Origin of the sequence: Bacillus sp. ILBB4, from assembly GCF_035064545.1 — a bacterium.
Taxonomy (GTDB): domain Bacteria; phylum Bacillota; class Bacilli; order Bacillales; family Bacillaceae_H; genus Priestia.
The window spans coordinates 518492-535308 of the sequence record NZ_JAIQVD010000001.1 but is presented as its reverse complement, the minus strand read 5'-3'; the positions used below and the strand labels follow the sequence as shown (position 1 = coordinate 535308).

The 16817-nt window shown below is 40.2% G+C and carries 17 protein-coding genes; 16 read left to right on the top strand and 1 reads right to left on the bottom strand.

The window, feature by feature from the left end; translation table 11 throughout:
* Position 1 precedes the first annotated feature (1 nt).
* The 6 genes from LAV82_RS02890 (at position 2) to spoVM (ending at position 5274) form a co-directional block, all read left to right on the top strand.
* Positions 2 to 745 (top strand): Stp1/IreP family PP2C-type Ser/Thr phosphatase, encoded by a 744-nt coding sequence (locus tag LAV82_RS02890; RefSeq protein WP_013058919.1) that lies wholly within the window; start codon positions 2 to 4, stop codon positions 743 to 745.
* Positions 746 to 750: 5 nt separating this feature from the next.
* Positions 751 to 2796, top strand: coding sequence for a Stk1 family PASTA domain-containing Ser/Thr kinase (pknB, locus tag LAV82_RS02885; protein WP_028410789.1), 2046 nt, complete (start codon positions 751 to 753; stop codon positions 2794 to 2796).
* Positions 2797 to 2809: 13 nt separating this feature from the next.
* The gene (gene rsgA, locus LAV82_RS02880; protein ID WP_013058917.1) at positions 2810 to 3691 is read left to right on the top strand and encodes a ribosome small subunit-dependent GTPase A; all 882 of its coding nucleotides are present in this window, start codon (positions 2810 to 2812) and stop codon (positions 3689 to 3691) included.
* A gap of 2 nt (positions 3692 to 3693) precedes the next feature.
* Positions 3694 to 4350, top strand: a complete 657-nt coding sequence (gene rpe, locus LAV82_RS02875; protein ID WP_013058916.1) for a ribulose-phosphate 3-epimerase — start codon at positions 3694 to 3696, stop codon at positions 4348 to 4350.
* Positions 4351 to 4466: 116 nt separating this feature from the next.
* A complete protein-coding gene (locus LAV82_RS02870; protein WP_013058915.1) occupies positions 4467 to 5114 on the top strand; it encodes a thiamine diphosphokinase in 648 nt (215 codons plus the stop codon).
* A 79-nt stretch (positions 5115 to 5193) separates the two neighbouring features.
* Positions 5194 to 5274 (top strand): stage V sporulation protein SpoVM, encoded by an 81-nt coding sequence (spoVM, locus tag LAV82_RS02865; RefSeq protein ID WP_016765421.1) that lies wholly within the window; start codon positions 5194 to 5196, stop codon positions 5272 to 5274.
* 57 nt (positions 5275 to 5331) lie between these two features.
* Here spoVM and rpmB read toward each other — a convergent pair whose 3' ends face one another.
* Positions 5332 to 5520 carry a 50S ribosomal protein L28 gene (gene rpmB / locus LAV82_RS02860; protein ID WP_013058914.1) on the bottom strand — a complete coding sequence of 63 codons (189 nt, stop codon included), beginning with the start codon at positions 5518 to 5520 and terminating at the stop codon, positions 5332 to 5334.
* A gap of 314 nt (positions 5521 to 5834) precedes the next feature.
* Between rpmB and LAV82_RS02855 the strand changes: the two genes are divergently transcribed.
* The 10 genes from LAV82_RS02855 (at position 5835) to fabG (ending at position 16790) form a co-directional block, all read left to right on the top strand.
* Positions 5835 to 6197, top strand: a complete 363-nt coding sequence (locus LAV82_RS02855) for an Asp23/Gls24 family envelope stress response protein (RefSeq protein ID WP_013058913.1) — start codon at positions 5835 to 5837, stop codon at positions 6195 to 6197.
* Between the two features lie 16 nt (positions 6198 to 6213).
* Positions 6214 to 7881 (top strand): DAK2 domain-containing protein, encoded by a 1668-nt coding sequence (locus LAV82_RS02850; protein WP_029320552.1) that lies wholly within the window; start codon positions 6214 to 6216, stop codon positions 7879 to 7881.
* Between the two features lie 195 nt (positions 7882 to 8076).
* Positions 8077 to 9105: a PTS sugar transporter subunit IIC gene (locus tag LAV82_RS02845; RefSeq protein ID WP_016765419.1), complete on the top strand. Its 1029-nt coding sequence runs from the start codon at positions 8077 to 8079 to the stop codon at positions 9103 to 9105.
* Positions 9106 to 9319: 214 nt separating this feature from the next.
* Positions 9320 to 9982 carry an L-serine ammonia-lyase, iron-sulfur-dependent subunit beta gene (gene sdaAB, locus LAV82_RS02840; RefSeq protein WP_013058911.1) on the top strand — a complete coding sequence of 221 codons (663 nt, stop codon included), beginning with the start codon at positions 9320 to 9322 and terminating at the stop codon, positions 9980 to 9982.
* Positions 9983 to 10081: 99 nt separating this feature from the next.
* On the top strand, positions 10082 to 10969 hold the full coding sequence (gene sdaAA, locus LAV82_RS02835) for an L-serine ammonia-lyase, iron-sulfur-dependent, subunit alpha (RefSeq protein ID WP_014458410.1): 888 nt from the start codon (positions 10082 to 10084) through the stop codon (positions 10967 to 10969).
* A complete protein-coding gene (gene recG, locus LAV82_RS02830; RefSeq protein WP_029320554.1) occupies positions 10962 to 13010 on the top strand; it encodes an ATP-dependent DNA helicase RecG in 2049 nt (682 codons plus the stop codon). The genes sdaAA and recG overlap by 8 nt, the downstream gene beginning before the upstream one ends.
* 501 nt (positions 13011 to 13511) lie before the next feature.
* Positions 13512 to 14075: a transcription factor FapR gene (gene fapR / locus LAV82_RS02825; RefSeq protein WP_013058909.1), complete on the top strand. Its 564-nt coding sequence runs from the start codon at positions 13512 to 13514 to the stop codon at positions 14073 to 14075.
* Positions 14076 to 14095: 20 nt separating this feature from the next.
* The gene (plsX, locus tag LAV82_RS02820; protein WP_028410795.1) at positions 14096 to 15100 is read left to right on the top strand and encodes a phosphate acyltransferase PlsX; all 1005 of its coding nucleotides are present in this window, start codon (positions 14096 to 14098) and stop codon (positions 15098 to 15100) included.
* A gap of 3 nt (positions 15101 to 15103) precedes the next feature.
* Positions 15104 to 16048 (top strand): ACP S-malonyltransferase, encoded by a 945-nt coding sequence (gene fabD / locus LAV82_RS02815; protein WP_098901226.1) that lies wholly within the window; start codon positions 15104 to 15106, stop codon positions 16046 to 16048.
* Between the two features lies 1 nt (position 16049).
* Positions 16050 to 16790, top strand: coding sequence for a 3-oxoacyl-[acyl-carrier-protein] reductase (gene fabG, locus LAV82_RS02810; protein WP_013058906.1), 741 nt, complete (start codon positions 16050 to 16052; stop codon positions 16788 to 16790).
* Positions 16791 to 16817 lie beyond the last annotated feature (27 nt).

The following is a 16817-nucleotide window of genomic DNA, read 5'->3' as shown; positions in this document are numbered from 1 at the left end:
TATGGCAACTGTCTTCATGACAGACCGAGGGAGAGTTAGACAACACAATGAAGATAACGGAGGGGTATTTTTGAACCAACACAATCAGCTGCTTGCAATTGTGGCTGATGGTATGGGAGGTCATCGAGCTGGCGACGTCGCCAGTGAGATGGCGGTTCAAAAATTGCAAATAGCGTGGGAAGAAGCGGACAAAGTAACGTCTCCTGATGAGGCAACGCAGTGGATTCGTACGCATGTTTCGCAAATTAATCAAGATATTTATCAGTATGCTCAGGAGCATGAAGAGTGTAAAGGTATGGGTACAACAGTTGTACTTGCTCTATGCGCCGATACGTTTTGTGCGATTGGTAATATAGGAGACAGCAGATGCTATATTTCAAATGAATATGGATTTCAACAAGTAACAGAAGATCATTCTCTTGTGAATGAACTCGTAAAAAATGGTCAAATCACAAAAGAAGATGCTGAGCATCATCCACGAAAAAATATCTTATTGCGAGCACTAGGTACCGAAGAAAATGTTAGTTTAGATGTAAAAACAATTGAAGTGGAAAAAGAAGATCGATTATTATTATGTTCAGATGGACTGACAAATAAGGTAACGGAACAAAAGCTGAACGAAACGTTATCAACAAGTTCATCACTTCACGAAAAGGGTACGAGCCTGATTCAATTAGCAAATGAGCTTGGTGGAGAAGACAATATTACACTTGCAATTGTGGACTTTACATCTGAAAGTGGGTGAGAGTGTTGCTAATAGGTAGACGGCTAAACGACCGTTATAAGGTATTGCAAGTAATTGGTGGAGGCGGAATGGCAAACGTCTATTTAGGTCGCGACATGATTTTGGATCGTGATGTGGCAATTAAAGTGCTTCGTTTAGACTTTGCAAGTGACGATGCGTTTATAAAGCGTTTCCATCGAGAAGCACAATCTGCTACGAGTATTGCTCATCCTAATATTGTCAGCATTTATGATGTTGGAGAAGAAGAAGATATTTACTATATCATCATGGAATATGTACCGGGTATGACATTAAAGCAATACATTCTGCAAGAATCACCACTATCTCTTGATAAAGCCATACATATTATGACGCAGATTACATCAGCTATTGCCCATGCTCATCAGTACGGAATTATTCACCGGGATATTAAGCCTCAAAATATTTTAATTGATCATGATGATACCATTAAAGTTACTGACTTCGGCATTGCCGTAGCACTAAGTTCTACAACCATTACGCATACTAATTCTGTTTTGGGCTCTGTTCATTATTTATCTCCTGAACAGGCAAGGGGAGGGCTTGCGAATAAGCGGTCTGATATTTATTCGCTTGGCATCGTCCTATTTGAATTGCTAACGGGTCGAGTCCCTTTTTCTGGGGAATCGGCTGTGTCAATTGCATTAAAACATTTACAGACAGAAACACCTTCTCCAAAAAGATGGAATCCATCTATCCCTCAAAGCGTGGAGAATGTTGTATTAAAAGCAACAACTAAAGATCCATTTTACCGATACAGTTCCGTCGAAGAACTCGAAGCGGATTTACAGTCTGCTGTTCATCCAAATCGTTATAATGAACAAAGGTTTACGGTGCCTGATGATGAAGAAGTGACAAAAGCCATTCCAGTTATTAAGGAGGATTTTGTTGAATCCGAAGAAACGCACGTACCTGTGAGAAAACCACCTCACTTAGAGCGGGAAGAACAAGAGGAAGAAGAGTTAAAGCCGAAGAAAAAAAAGAAGAAAAAGAAAAAAGGCAAAAGCAAGCTGATTGTAACGCTTGTTTTAATTTTTTTGCTACTGGCAGCTGCTAGTGTAGCCGCTGTTACATTTATTCCGGCTTTATTACTGCCAAAAGACGTAAAGGTTCCTGATTTACATAATCAAGATTATGAATCAGCAGTAACCGATTTAGTTTCTTTAGGCTTTAAAGTGAAGAATCCTAAAGATATATCCGATAATGAGGTGGAAGAAGGCGACGTGGTTAAAACGATGCCAGAAGCCGGAGACGTTATCAAAGAAGGATCTAATGTCATTATTTATCGAAGTACAGGAAAGAAAAAAGAAGCATTTAACCGGTACATTGGAAGAAGCTTTACGGAAGTAAAAAGTCTGTTAGAAAAGCAGAATTATAAAGATATCCAATCCATCGAAGTTGAAAGCACAGAACCGAAAGGCAATATTACAGATCAGACGCCTAAAGAAACCGAACAAGTCGTGCCGGAAGATACAACGGTTACGCTATGGGTAAGTAAGGGTCCGCCGAAGATTACATTAAAGGATTTCTCGGGCTGGACGGAAAAAAGCGTAAAAGATTATGCATCAGATGAAGATATTGAAGTGGACGTAAAAACAGCGTATTCCGACACTGTTGAAAAAGGTCTTGTGATGTCTCAAAAGCCTGCAGCGGAGCAGAGTATCGAGCAAGGTGATAAGCTCACCATTACAGTCTCAATGGGCAAGGAGCCAAAAGCTCCTCAAACGGTGTCAGTGGATGTGACTATTCCGTATAAAGAAGAGACTGACACCGAAGCAAGTACGGAACAAGGCGACGCAACAGAAACAGGCGATGCCACCGGAACAGAAGAAGAAAAGCCAAAGCCGCAAAAAGTACAAATTTATATCGAAGATGCAGATAACGATATGTCCGTTCCTGCTAAAGAACTAACGATTACTGAAACAACAAAAGAATCGTTCGATGTTTTAGTTGATGAAAATGAAAAAGCGTCTTATAAAATTGTCCGAGACGGGGAAGTTATTGAAGAAAAAGACGTTGAATATCCAGAGTGATAGGAGTGAGGTTATGCCAGAAGGAAGAATTATTAAATCCCTTAGCGGATTTTATTATGTTCTTCATGACGGACAAGTAACGCAATGTCGAGGACGAGGTGTTTTTCGTAAAAAGAAGGTAACGCCTTTAGTCGGTGACAATGTAGTATTTCAGGCGGAAAATAAGCTTGAAGGATATATACTTGAAATTAAAGAACGTAAAAATGAATTAGTTCGTCCCCCTATTTCAAATGTTGATCAGGCGCTGCTTGTTTTTTCAGCGATTGAACCTGATTTTAGCACAATGCTTCTTGACCGATTTTTAGTGTTAGTGGAGTCTAATCATATTGAACCTATTATTTGTATTTCAAAAGTAGATCTTTTATCACAGCAGCAAAAGCAAGAAATCGAGCAATATGCCGAAGAATATCGTAAAATAGGATATGAGGTCATTTTAACGTCGACAGTCACAGAAAAAGGCATGGAACAAATTCAGCCGTTATTTGAAGATCGCGTAACGGTTATTGCCGGACAGTCAGGTGTAGGTAAATCTTCACTGTTAAATACACTTAAACCAGAGCTTGAATTAAAGACAAATGATATTTCAATGTCACTTGGAAGAGGAAAGCATACAACACGTCATGTAGAACTGATTTCGTTTGGTGAAGGTTTAGTAGCCGATACGCCAGGCTTTAGCTCACTAGAATTTTTAACATTAGAAGTAGAAGAGTTAACCGATTGTTTTCCTGAAATGTCGCGTTTGAGTGAACAGTGTAAATTTCGAGGTTGTTTGCATGTGAAAGAACCAAAATGTGCGGTGAAAGAAGCATACGAACAAAAAGAAATTCCGAGTTATCGCTACGAACATTACTTGCAATTTATTGAGGAAATTAAGCAAAGAAAGCCGAGGTATTAAAAATGACAAAAATCGCACCTTCCATTTTATCTGCTAATTTTTCAAAGCTTGCTGAAGAAATTCGTGAAGTTGAAGCAGGTGGAGCAGACTACATCCATATAGACGTTATGGATGGCCATTTTGTTCCTAATATTACAATTGGACCGCTTATCGTTGAGGCTGTACGCCCTGTCACAACACTGCCATTAGATGTGCATTTAATGATTGAAAACCCAGATCAATACGTTCCAATGTTTGCAAAGGCAGGTGCTGATATTTTAACGGTACATGCTGAAGCGTGTACTCATTTGCATCGCACCATTCAATTAATTAAAGAGCACGGCATGAAAGCAGGCGTTGCTTTAAATCCTGCAACGCCAATTGACGTGGTAAAGCATATCTTAGAAGATATCGATCTTATTTTATTAATGACGGTGAACCCAGGCTTTGGAGGACAAAACTTTATTCCAAGTGTATTGCCAAAAATTGAGCAAATCTCTCAGCTTATTGAAATTCGTCACCTTTCTATTGAAGTAGAGGTTGATGGAGGAATTAATGAAGAAACAGCAAGAAAATGTGTGGAAGCAGGAGCGAATGTCTTAGTGGCTGGCTCAGCTATTTATAATCAAGAAGATCGAGCTGGCGCAATTAGTCAAATTCGCACAACTGTTCAAGCGTAAGTAATAAAAGCTGCTGTGTACAACGAGTAGAACTTGTACACAGCAGCTTTTTCTTTTAGGATAAAGAAAACATATTTATTTCGTCCATTTTTTAATAGAAAAGGAGCATATACATAATGAAAATTCATATTCTAGCAGGGGGACCGGATGAACATATGCCACCCCTGCACCAATCAAATGATGTAAAGTGGGTAGGAGTAGACCGTGGCGTATTCCTTCTTCTTCAACAAGACATTTTGCCCGTAAAAGCATTCGGAGATTTTGATTCCATTACAAATGCGCAGCTTAAGCTAGTGAGAGAAGCATTACAAGATGTTGAATTGTATCCTGCAGAAAAAGATGCAACGGATTTGGAACTTGCTTTTGAGTGGGCAATAGGGCAAAAACCGGACAGTATTTGTATCTTTGGAGCAACAGGTGGAAGGCTTGACCACATGTTTGGAAGCATTCAGCTTCTGTACAAAGGGTTAAAAAAGAAAGCGAATGTACAAATGATTGACAATCAAAATATCATTCAATTGTTTGAACCAGGCACTTATCATGTTGATCGTTTAAAGGAGTTTCACTATATTTCATTCGTTCCTTTTGCAGGCGGTGTAAAAGAGCTTACGCTAGAAGGTTTCAAATATCCGCTCAATAAGCATGAAGTAGAACTCGGCTCAACTTTATGTATTAGCAATGAACTTATTCAACAAAGAGGTACTTTTTCATTTACAAAAGGCATATTAATGATGGTAAGAAGCAATGATAAACGTTGCTTGTGATGAAGTATGGAAAATGAGAGCAGGACATAGGGCTTTCTTTAAAAGGAGATAAAGTGTGGAGACGGTTAGGAGGGACAGTATGAAATTCTATACAATCAAACTTCCAAAGTTTTTAGGTGGCATCGTAAAGGTCATGCTTAATTCGTTCAAAAAAGATTAACAACGCCGGAATAATAAAAGAAGCACCATAAAATATGGTGCTTTTTCATTATAAAGATTAAACGCGTTGAACTTTACCAGACTTAAGGGCTCTAGCTGAAACGTACACACGTTTTGGTTTACCGTTCACTAAGATACGTACTTTTTGAACGTTAGCACCCCATTTACGCTTAGTAGCGTTCATTGCGTGAGAACGTGCGTTACCTGAACGAGCTTTTCTACCAGTTACTACACATTTGCGTGCCATGATTTTCCCTCCTAACACCAAAAAAACTACTCAATTCTGTTTTGAGAAATACTATATTAATTTATCACAGCCTTACAGAGAATGCAATAGTTCTGGAGAAAAGCTTTCAAGAAATTTTCCTTGACATATAAAATGAATCTATGTTCAATAATATAGAGAGTAGAAATAGGTATAACCTGGGCTATTACTTATTTTAAGATAAGTTGATACCTAATACTGTCATCTTTAAAAGGGACAAGCTGGACGCCTCTTTTAAAACGAGATTGATTATAGTAGAATATTTATAACCTATGAAAGTAGAAAGGGGAACGAGTATGTCCATCGAAATGAAAACGAAATATGGTCAAATTGATATCTCTACAGATGTAATTGCCACAATTGCTGGAGGAGCAGCTGTTGATTGTTACGGGATTGTCGGAATGGCTTCAAAAAATCAGCTTAAAGATGGTCTTACAGAAATTCTTCGCAAAGAAAACTTTACACGAGGTATTGTGGTAAGACAAGAAGAGGATGACGTACATATCGACATGTACATTATCGTAAGCTATGGAACAAAAATTTCTGAAATTGCTCATAATGTGCAAACAAAAGTAAAATACACACTGGAACAAACGGTTGGTTTAACGGTTGATTCAGTAAATATTTATGTGCAGGGTGTTCGTGTAACGAACGTTTAATTAAGGAGGAAGATTCGTGTCAATGACAACGTTGGACGGAAAGCGGTTTAGAGAAATGGTGCTTCAAGGAGCCCAGCATCTATCTAACAATGCAGATTATGTAGATGCGCTGAACGTTTTTCCTGTACCAGATGGTGATACTGGAACAAATATGAACTTATCGATTACGTCTGGTGCTAAAGAAGTGAAAAATAAACTATCTGATCACATCGGCCAAGTGAGTCAAGCTTTGTCTAAGGGCTTATTGATGGGGGCGCGGGGTAATTCAGGAGTTATTTTATCTCAATTATTCCGCGGTTTTGCGAAATCGGTTGAGCAAAAGTCAGCGATTACAACAGTTGAGTTTGCTGAAGCTCTTGAGCTTGGGGTAGAAACTGCTTATAAAGCTGTTATGAAACCAATCGAAGGAACTATTTTAACAGTAGCTAAGGATACTGCTAAAAAAGCAGCGGCTGTTGCTAAAAAGCAATCTGATATGATTCTGTTCATGGAAGAAGTACTTAAGGAAGCTAATGCTTCGTTAAATCGCACGCCAGATCTTTTACCCGTGTTAAAAGAAGTAGGCGTAGTGGATAGCGGAGGTCAAGGGCTTGTTTTAATTTATGAAGGGTTTTTAGCTGAATTAAAAGGTGAAAAACTTCCGGGTGTACCCATGTCAGCTCCTTCGATGAATGAACTCGTAAATGCTGAGCATCATAAGCATGCGCAAAGCCATATGAATACAGAAGATATTGAATTTGGCTATTGTACAGAATTTATGGTAAGGCTGGAAGAGGATAAGCCTGCAGCTAAAACATTTTCTGAAGAAACGTTTCGTCAAGACTTAAGTAAATGGGGCGACTCATTGCTTGTAGTATCTGATGATGAAATCGTGAAAGTTCATATTCACGCTGAGCATCCTGGAGAAGTGTTAAACTACGGGCAGCAATATGGAAGTTTAATTAAAATGAAGATTGAAAACATGAGAGAACAGCATAGCAGCATTGTTTCAGGTGAAGAAAAGCCTGCAGTAAAAAATGCTGAAAAACAGCCCTTTGGCATTGTTACTGTGTCAATGGGAAAAGGAATTGCTGAATTGTTCAAGAGCCTTGGGGCAACGGTTGTCATTGAAGGCGGACAAACAATGAATCCAAGTACGGAGGATATTGTCAAAGCGATTGAAGAAACAAATGCTGAACAGGTACTGATTTTACCTAATAACGGAAATATTGTGATGGCTGCTAACCAAGCGGCTGCTGTTGCCGGCAGTCACGTTTCGGTTGTCCCGTCTAAAACGGTTCCTCAAGGAATGACAGCGCTGCTATCATTTAATCCTCAGCAAAGCTTAAAAGAAAACGAGGAAGTAATGACAGAAGCTCTACAGCACGTGAAAACAGGACAAGTAACGTATGCAGTTCGCGATACAAATATTGATGGTCTTGAATTAGCTAAAGGTGATTTTATGGGTATTGCCGAAAAGAAAATCGTCGTAAAAGATTCAGAGAAATTAGAAGCAGCGAAAAAGCTTTTGACTTATATGATTGATGACGAAGCGGAAATCCTTACGATTCTTCAAGGAGAGGATGTCTCAGATGATGAAGCTGAAGCGCTAACATCGTTTGTAGAAGAAACGTTTGAAGAAGTTGAGGTAGAGCTTCATAAAGGAGATCAACCTTTATATTCTTACATTTTTGCAATTGAATAACAAAAAAAGAAGCATCCCTCCTGAGGGGTGCTTATTTTTTGTGTTTTTTAAGTTAAATACGAACTATTTTACTTTTAAATGTTGTAATTGTTCGGTATGTTAGGTATATTAGTTGAAAAGAACCCGTTTGTATGGTAGTTTTGAAAACTGATTGAGTCAAATGTGAAAGAAAACAGCATGAGAGGGGAGACAACAGTGGATATTTTAAAAGGAACAGGTTTATTATTATTAGTTTTATTTTTATTTTGGTTGTTTAGCAACAAGGCACCTTATGGCATGAAAGCAATGGGGGCTCTGGCAAGCGGAGCGGTAGCTGCGTTTCTCGTAGAGGCCTTTCAGTCATATGTAGGAGGAGATTTACTAGGTATTTCATTCCTAGGTGAAGTAGGAAAGGCTGCAGGAGGAATGGGAGGAGTTGCGGCGGCAGCACTAGTTGCTTTGGCGTTAGGAGTATCTCCTGTATATGCTCTTATGATGGGGGTGGTGTGTTCAGGGCTAGGCTTGCTCCCTGGATTTTTTGCGGGATACCTCATGGCATTTGTAGTGAAATTTATTGAGAAAAAGGCACCTGCTGGTCTAGACTTATTAGGCAACATCTTAATTGCAGCACCTTTAACAAGGTTAATTGGTAATGCATTCTCACCTATTGTAGATGCGACGCTTTTAAATATTGGAGGAATTATCAAAGATACAACAAGTGCTAGCCCTATTTTGATGGGAATTATTTTAGGGGGAGTGATTACAGTAGTAGCAACGGCTCCGCTTAGCTCAATGGCTTTAACGGCTATGCTAGGGTTAACGGGATTGCCTATGGCGATTGGAGCTCTTGCTGTGTTTGGTTCTTCTTTCATGAACTATGTGCTGTTTGATCGATTAAAAATTGGGGATCGTCGTACAACTATTTCAGTTGCAGTTGAACCTTTAACACAAGCGAATATTATTTCAGCAAATCCGATTCCTATCTACATTACAAACTTTGTTGGAGGTGCACTAGCCGGTGTAGTTGTGGCTCTGTTCGGATTGGTAAATGATGCTGCAGGCACGGCAACGCCAATCGCAGGACTTGCAGTGATGTTTGGGTTTAATGACCCTATGAAGGTCACAATTTGTGCAGTACTTTGCGCACTAGCGGGAGCATTAGCTGGGTTTATAGGTTCAGTTGTTTTTAAAAACTTTAAAATTAAAACAGTAGACGATGTAGCTTCCGAGCAAGAAGCAGCTTAAGTAATTCATCTTTTCCTGCATAATATAGCAAAAAAAAGCGGTGTGCTTATCTTATTTTTTATGGATAAATACACCGCTTTTTTTATGCGTGAATCCCTAATAAAAATGAGAATTTTTAAATTTTTTAAGAGCGTGAAACAAAGCTTCCAAAAAGTCAAAAGCTCAAGTAACATATAAGTAATAACAATGTCTAAATAGCAGGGGGAAAATCCTTATGAAATATAAATCTGTCTTTGATATTATTGGTCCGGTAATGATTGGACCATCTAGCTCACATACAGCTGGTGCAGCGCGTATTGGACGCGTTGCCCGAACGCTTTTTGGCAAGCAGCCCACAAAAGTTGTGGTTTCACTGTACGGTTCTTTTGCTCAAACGTATAAAGGGCACGGAACAGACGTAGCGCTGATTGGCGGTATTTTAGATTTTGATACGTTCGACCAGCGTATTCCGCAATCTTTGGACTTAGCTAAAAAAGAAGGAATGGACGTCACATTTGTTGAGGAAGCGGCAATCACAGATCATCCGAATACTGCTCGCATCAAAATGAGCGACGGATTAAAGGAAATTGAAGTTGTTGGAATTTCAATTGGCGGAGGGAAAATTCAAATTACGGAGCTGAACGGATTTGAATTAAATTTATCAGGCATGAATCCAGCTATTCTCGTTGTGCATAATGACCGATTTGGTGCCATTGCGACCGTTACGAATATTTTGATGAAACATTCAATTAATATCGGACATATGGAAGTATCTCGTAAAGAGCGCGGAGAAGTAGCGCTTATGGCAATTGAAATGGATACGAATATTGAAGATGATGTCATTGAAGAGTTAAAAACATTGCCTCACATTATTCAAGTAACAAGAATGGTTGAATAGGATAGAACGAACGTGAACGGCCTGCAAAAAATAACAGAGGCCGAGTGATTGTATATGATTCTAAAGTGAAAATAAGACAGAATGATAGCGGAGGTTACTATGTTTCGAAACGTAGCAGAACTAGTAGAATTAGCAGAAAGTCAAAATGTAAAAATTGCAGAGATTATGATTCAACAGGAAATAGATATCACGGGAGTTACTCGTGAAGAAATCATGGAAAAAATGGACCGGAACTTAACGGTTATGGAAGAAGCGGTTGAACGCGGATTAAAAGGGGTACAGTCTGTTACAGGTTTAACAGGCGGAGATGCAGTGCTGCTTCAAAACTATATTCAAAGTGGAAAATCTTTATCTGGAAATTTAATTTTAGATGCAGTCAGCAAAGCTGTAGCGACAAACGAAGTAAATGCGGCAATGGGGACAATCTGTGCAACACCTACTGCTGGATCTGCGGGAGTAGTGCCAGGAACGCTGTTTGCAGTGCAAAATAAGCTAAACCCAACTCGTAAAGAAATGATTGAATTTTTATTTACATCAGGTGCTTTTGGGTTTGTTGTAGCCAATAATGCGTCTATTTCAGGAGCAGCAGGCGGATGTCAAGCAGAAGTTGGTTCAGCTTCAGGTATGGCAGCTGCAGCGATTGTTGAAATGGCAGGAGGTACACCGAGTCAGGCAGCTGAAGCAATGGCAATTACTCTCAAAAATATGCTAGGATTAGTATGTGACCCAGTAGCGGGGCTAGTAGAAGTTCCATGTGTGAAACGAAACGCAATGGGAGCGGCGAATGCAATGATTGCAGCAGATATGGCCTTAGCAGGCATTACAAGTCGTATTCCATGTGATGAAGTCATTGATGCTATGTATAAAATTGGTCAAACAATGCCGGTTGCATTACGAGAAACTGCACAAGGAGGCTTAGCGGCAACACCAACAGGTCGCGAGCTTGAAGCAAAGATCTTTGGTATTGCATTAAATAAAAGTGAATGAACTAACAACTATTTCAATTAAAACCATTAAAGGTATTGGAGAGGAAACAGCACAAGCATTAGAGGATATGCATATTCACAGTGTGCATGACTTGTTAGAACATTTCCCATACCGCTATGAAGATTATGAGTTAAAAGATTTGGCTGAAGCAAAGCATGACGAAAAGGTCACCGTAGAAGGAAAGGTTCACAGCGTCCCCTCGCTTACGTATTACGGAAAAAAACGTTCGCGCCTTACGTTTCGGCTGCTAGTAAACCGCTATTTAATTACGGTTACTTGTTTTAATCGCCCTTACTATAAATCAAAGTTAGAAATCGATCAAACTGTTACGGTTACGGGGAAATGGGATCAGCATCGGCAAACGATTAACTTGCAGGAGCTTCAATTTTCTCCGTTTGTTAAAAATCAAACGATTGAGCCTGTTTACTCAGTTAAAGGCAGCTTAACGGTCAAAGGAATGAGGAAGTTTGTCTCTCTTGCGTTGAAGAATTATGGCAGTAGCATTCAGGATATGCTCCCGGCCTCTATTCGTTCTAGATACAAACTAGTAACGCGTGAAGAAGCGGTTAGAAGTATTCACTTACCTCGTGATCATGAAGATTTAAAACAAGCAAGACGTCGATTTGTCTATGAAGAATTTCTACTTTTTCAATTAAAAATGCAGGCGCTTAGAAAGCGCGAAAGAGAAGAAACGCCTGGAATGAAGCAAGTATTTGATTCAACTGAGCTGGTAAACTTCACGAACTTGCTGCCGTTTCCGTTAACAAACGCTCAAAAACGTGTAGTAAACGAAATTACGCACGATATGAAATCGCCTTATCGCATGAATCGCTTGCTGCAAGGTGATGTAGGGTCAGGTAAAACAGTCGTCGCAGCGGTTGCTTTATACGCTACTGTTTTAGCAGGGCATCAAGGTGCTTTAATGGTACCGACTGAAATTTTAGCTGAACAGCATGCTGAGTCATTGACTGCGATGCTTGAAAAGGTAGGAATCAGCGTAGGCTTGCTAACAGGGTCTGTTAAAGGAAAAGCAAGAAGAGAGCTGCTTCAGCGAGTGAAAGACGGAGATGTTCATGTATTAGTAGGTACACATGCCTTAATTCAAGACGAAGTTATATATAATAGTTTAGGGCTCGTCATTACGGATGAACAGCACCGCTTTGGAGTTGGGCAGCGCCGGGTTTTACGTGAAAAAGGAGAGAGTCCGGATGTACTGTTTATGACGGCGACTCCTATTCCAAGAACCCTTGCTATTACGGTGTTTGGGGAAATGGATGTGTCCATTATTGATGAAATGCCAGCAGGACGTAAGGCAATTGAAACATACTGGGTAAAACATGATATGCTTGAACGTATTTTACATTTCGTTGAAAAAGAAATACATGACGGCAGACAAGCTTACGTTATTTGTCCGTTGATTGAAGAATCGGACAAGCTGGATGTTCAAAATGCAATTGATGTACATGCAACACTCACTCACTATTTTAATGGAAAAGCAAGCGTTGGTCTCATGCACGGAAGATTGTCACCTGATGAAAAAGAAGAAGTGATGAAACAGTTTAGCGTAAATGACGTGCAGATTTTAGTATCAACAACGGTTGTAGAAGTAGGAGTGAACGTTCCGAATGCAACCGTGATGGTCATTTATGATGCAGAGCGCTTTGGGTTATCTCAGCTTCATCAGCTAAGAGGACGCGTAGGACGAGGAGATGCACAGTCGTATTGTATTCTGCTCGCGGATCCAAAATCAGAAGTTGGAAAAGAACGAATGACCATTATGACGGAAACAAACGATGGATTTGTATTATCAGAAAGAGACTTAGAGCTTCGTGGACCTGGTGATTTCTTTGGTAGAAAACAAAGCGGGATGCCTGAGTTTAAAGTAGCCGATATGGTGCACGATTACCGTGCGCTTGAAGTAGCTCGAGAAGATGCTGCTAAGCTTGTAAATTCCGACAGCTTTTGGACAGAAGATCAGTTTGCACTGCTGAGAATACAACTAGAAGCAACGGGCGTATTAACTGGAGAAAAATTTGATTAGTAAAAGAGACTGAAACAAAGTATTTTAGTTGAAGGAAAATCCGAACGATCAATCGTTCGGATTTTTTTCATTGTGATGATGAACGTAGATTTCATGTATGTGATGGGTATGCAGGTGCTTTTAACTGTTGAGTGAAGGGCAAGGCACTCCTGCGGGGAAAGCCGAATAGATGAGACCCCGCAGAAGCGTAAGGGACGAGGAGAATCACCGGCCGGCCGCGGAAAGCAAAGTCTTGCACGGAAATCAGCAGCGGTGTAACAAGCAATCTATACGAGCTCCTTTATCCCATTTGTTCATCTTTAGATTGAAGTGATCTAGTTATGTCTCAATCTCTTTTCGTCTATAAAGATAAAAAACGGCTTAGAGTGAAAGAGTTAGCGGCTGGTGGCCATTAATACTACGTTAATGCGCAGAATCCAGCATGTGAAAAATGTTGCAATTAGAAGGTAATGATTATATACTGCTATTAGTACCTAGTATTAAAAGTTCGGATGGTGGAGAATGAAGCGCAGTAAAAAAGAAAGACAGCAGCTATTAAAAACGACAATTGAAGAAAACCCATTTATTACGGATGAAGAACTAGCAGACCGTTTTTCAGTGAGCGTTCAAACAATTCGATTAGACCGCCTAGAGTTGTCGATTCCTGAACTGCGAGAACGCATTAAGCATGTAGCTTCAAAACAACTAGACGAGGAAGTGCGTTCGCTTCCGATTGAAGAAGTAATTGGAGAAGTTATCGACATTGAACTAGATCAATCAGCGATATCTATTTTTGATGTGAAAACAGAGCATGTGTTTCAGCGTAATCAAATTGCTCGTGGTCACCACCTTTTTGCGCAAGCTAATTCGTTAGCTGTCGCTGTTATTAACAACGAACTAGCGCTCACAGCAGATGCGTCGATCCGTTATCATCGCCCTGTTAAGCTTCATGAACGAGTGATAGCAAAAGCGAAAGTTCTGTCAACTAGTGAAGTGCGAACCACCGTTGAGGTAAACAGCTATGTAGGGCAAGAGCAAGTGTTCTCTGGTACTTTTAAAATGTATCGTTCTACAAAGGATAAATAATAAAAAGGATGAGACGCAACATGAAACTAGCTATTGATGCAATGGGCGGAGATCATGCACCGAAAGCCATTATTGAAGGTGTAGAAAAAGCTACTGCTCAATTTAAAGAATTACATATTACGTTAATTGGAAACGAATCAGAAATAAAAAAGTATTTAACAAATTCAGATCGTATTTCGATTATTCATACAGAAGAAACCATTGATGCAACTGATGAGCCAGTGCGAGCTGTGCGCCGTAAAAAACAAGCATCTATGGTATTAATGGCAAATGAAGTAGCCGAAGGTCGTGCTGATGCTTGTATTTCAGCAGGAAATACAGGGGCGTTAATGACAGCGGGACTTTTTATTGTAGGTCGCATCAAAGGCATTGAACGTCCAGCACTTGCTCCGACGCTTCCGACACTAGATGGAAAAGGCTTTTTAATGCTAGACGTTGGTGCAAACGTTGATGCCAAGCCTGAACATTTGCTCCAGTATGCTGTGATGGGGTCTGTGTATGCCGAAAAAGTACGCGGCATTCAAGCTCCTAGAGTGGGGCTGCTGAACATTGGAACTGAGGATAAAAAAGGAAATGATTTAACAAAGCAAGCCTTTCAGCTGCTAAAGAATGCTGATCTCAATTTTGTAGGCAACGTGGAATCCCGTGATTTGCTAAACGGCGTAGCGGATGTGGTTGTAACAGATGGTTTTACAGGGAATATGACTCTTAAGAGCATTGAAGGAACGGCGCTTTCATTGTTTTCTATGATTAAACAAGAATTAATGAGCACGTTAAAAAGCAAGTTAGCCGCAGCGGTGCTAAAGCCTCAGCTGCAGGGCTTAAAAGCGAAAATGGATTACAGTGAATATGGAGGAGCAGGGCTGTTTGGATTGCATGCGCCTGTTATCAAAGCGCACGGTTCGTCGGATGCGAATGCAGTATTTAGCGCGATTAAGCAAGCTGTGAATATGGTGGAAAACAATGTGTCTTCCACTATTCAAAAAGCAATCGAACAAACTGCTAATGAAGAAAAGGAGAGATAAGAAATGGGGAAAATTGCTTTTATCTTTCCAGGCCAAGGGTCACAAACTGTTGGTATGGGAAAAGATTTATATGATGGAACAGAGGAAGCGAAAAAGCTGATTCATACAGCTGACGAAGCTTTAGGGTTCAGTCTTTCAAACATTATTTTTGAAGGGCCTCAAGAAGAATTGACTTTAACTTATCACGCTCAACCTGCTCTTTTAACAACGAGTACAATGCTGCTTGAAGCATTTAAAACGAGCGGAATTACACCCGATTTTGTTGCGGGTCACAGTCTAGGAGAATACAGTGCGCTTGTGGCTGCTGAGGTTTTATCATTTAAAGATGCCGTTATTGCTGTACACAAAAGAGGTCGCTATATGGACGAAGCTGTACCAGCAGGTCAAGGTACAATGGCAGCAGTGCTTGGCATGTCAGCGGAAGATCTAGAAGCCGTTACCGCTCAAATTACAAGCGAAGGCGACGCTGTTCAGCTTGCAAATATTAACTGTCCGGGTCAAATTGTTATTTCTGGTACGGTAAATGGCGTAGAAAAAGCAGGAGCTCTTGCCAAAGAAAAAGGTGCAAAACGCGTGATTCCTCTAGTGGTAAGCGGTCCGTTTCACTCTAGTTTAATGAAGCCAGCTGCTGAAAAACTACGTGATACGCTAGAAACAGTGGGCTTTAGCGATGCGAAGGTTCCAGTTATAGCAAACGTAACAGCAAAGCCGGTTACTGACAGTCAAGATATTCAAAACAAGCTAGTGGAACAATTGTATTCTCCAGTGAGATGGGAAGAAACAGTTGAAACACTTCTTGCAGAAGGTGTAGATACATTTGTTGAAATTGGACCAGGAAAAGTATTATCAGGTCTTGTGAAAAAAGTAAATCGCCGTGCGACTGTGTATGCTGTTAATGATCTTACATCATTAAAATCAACGATTGACGCACTAAAAGGGGGAGAATAACATGTTACAAGGGAAAGTTGCGGTTGTAACAGGCGCTTCTCGCGGAATTGGTCGTGCCGTTGCAATTGAGCTGGGAAAGCTTGGTGCTAAAGTAGTTGTAAACTATTCTGGCAGCGAAGCGAAAGCTCTTGAAGTTGTGGATGAAATTAAAGGATTAGGAACGGATGCAATTGCTGTACAAGCAAATGTGGCAGAAAGTGATTCTGTACAAGCAATGATAAAAGAAGCGATTTCTACATTTGGTTCAGTAGATATTTTAGTGAACAACGCGGGCATCACACGTGATAATCTTCTTATGCGTATGAAAGAAGACGAATGGGATGATGTTATTAATACAAACTTAAAAGGCGTATTTTTGTGTACAAAAGCGGTTACTCGTCAAATGATGAAGCAGCGCGCAGGACGTATCATTAATATTTCATCAATTGTCGGCGTCAGCGGTAATGCTGGACAAGCAAATTATGTAGCAGCAAAATCAGGCGTGATTGGTTTAACAAAAACAACTGCCAAAGAATTAGCAAGCCGCAATATTACAGTGAATGCAGTTGCTCCTGGTTTCATTGCAACAGACATGACGGATAAATTGAATGAAGAAGTGCAGGCGGAAATGTTAAAGCAAATTCCTCTTGCAAGCTTCGGCCAGCCTGAGGATGTTGCGAACGCAGTTGCGTTTTTAGCATCAGATGCAAGCCGTTATATTACGGGTCAAACGATTCACGTTGACGGCGGAATGGTGATGTAAAAAATGCACTTTACGAAAAGTGTAATT

Coding starts and splice junctions, on each gene's coding strand:
- plsX (WP_028410795.1), top strand. CDS start 14,096: ATGAAACTAGCTATTGATGCAATGGGCGGAGATCATGCACCGAAAGCC.
- LAV82_RS02855 (WP_013058913.1), top strand. CDS start 5,835: ATGTCCATCGAAATGAAAACGAAATATGGTCAAATTGATATCTCTACA.
- rpe (WP_013058916.1), top strand. CDS start 3,694: ATGACAAAAATCGCACCTTCCATTTTATCTGCTAATTTTTCAAAGCTT.
- LAV82_RS02870 (WP_013058915.1), top strand. CDS start 4,467: ATGAAAATTCATATTCTAGCAGGGGGACCGGATGAACATATGCCACCC.
- sdaAA (WP_014458410.1), top strand. CDS start 10,082: ATGTTTCGAAACGTAGCAGAACTAGTAGAATTAGCAGAAAGTCAAAAT.
- LAV82_RS02890 (WP_013058919.1), top strand. CDS start 2: ATGGCAACTGTCTTCATGACAGACCGAGGGAGAGTTAGACAACACAAT.
- rpmB (WP_013058914.1), bottom strand. CDS start 5,520: ATGGCACGCAAATGTGTAGTAACTGGTAGAAAAGCTCGTTCAGGTAAC.
- fabG (WP_013058906.1), top strand. CDS start 16,050: ATGTTACAAGGGAAAGTTGCGGTTGTAACAGGCGCTTCTCGCGGAATT.
- fabD (WP_098901226.1), top strand. CDS start 15,104: ATGGGGAAAATTGCTTTTATCTTTCCAGGCCAAGGGTCACAAACTGTT.
- rsgA (WP_013058917.1), top strand. CDS start 2,810: ATGCCAGAAGGAAGAATTATTAAATCCCTTAGCGGATTTTATTATGTT.
- fapR (WP_013058909.1), top strand. CDS start 13,512: ATGAAGCGCAGTAAAAAAGAAAGACAGCAGCTATTAAAAACGACAATT.
- spoVM (WP_016765421.1), top strand. CDS start 5,194: ATGAAATTCTATACAATCAAACTTCCAAAGTTTTTAGGTGGCATCGTA.
- sdaAB (WP_013058911.1), top strand. CDS start 9,320: ATGAAATATAAATCTGTCTTTGATATTATTGGTCCGGTAATGATTGGA.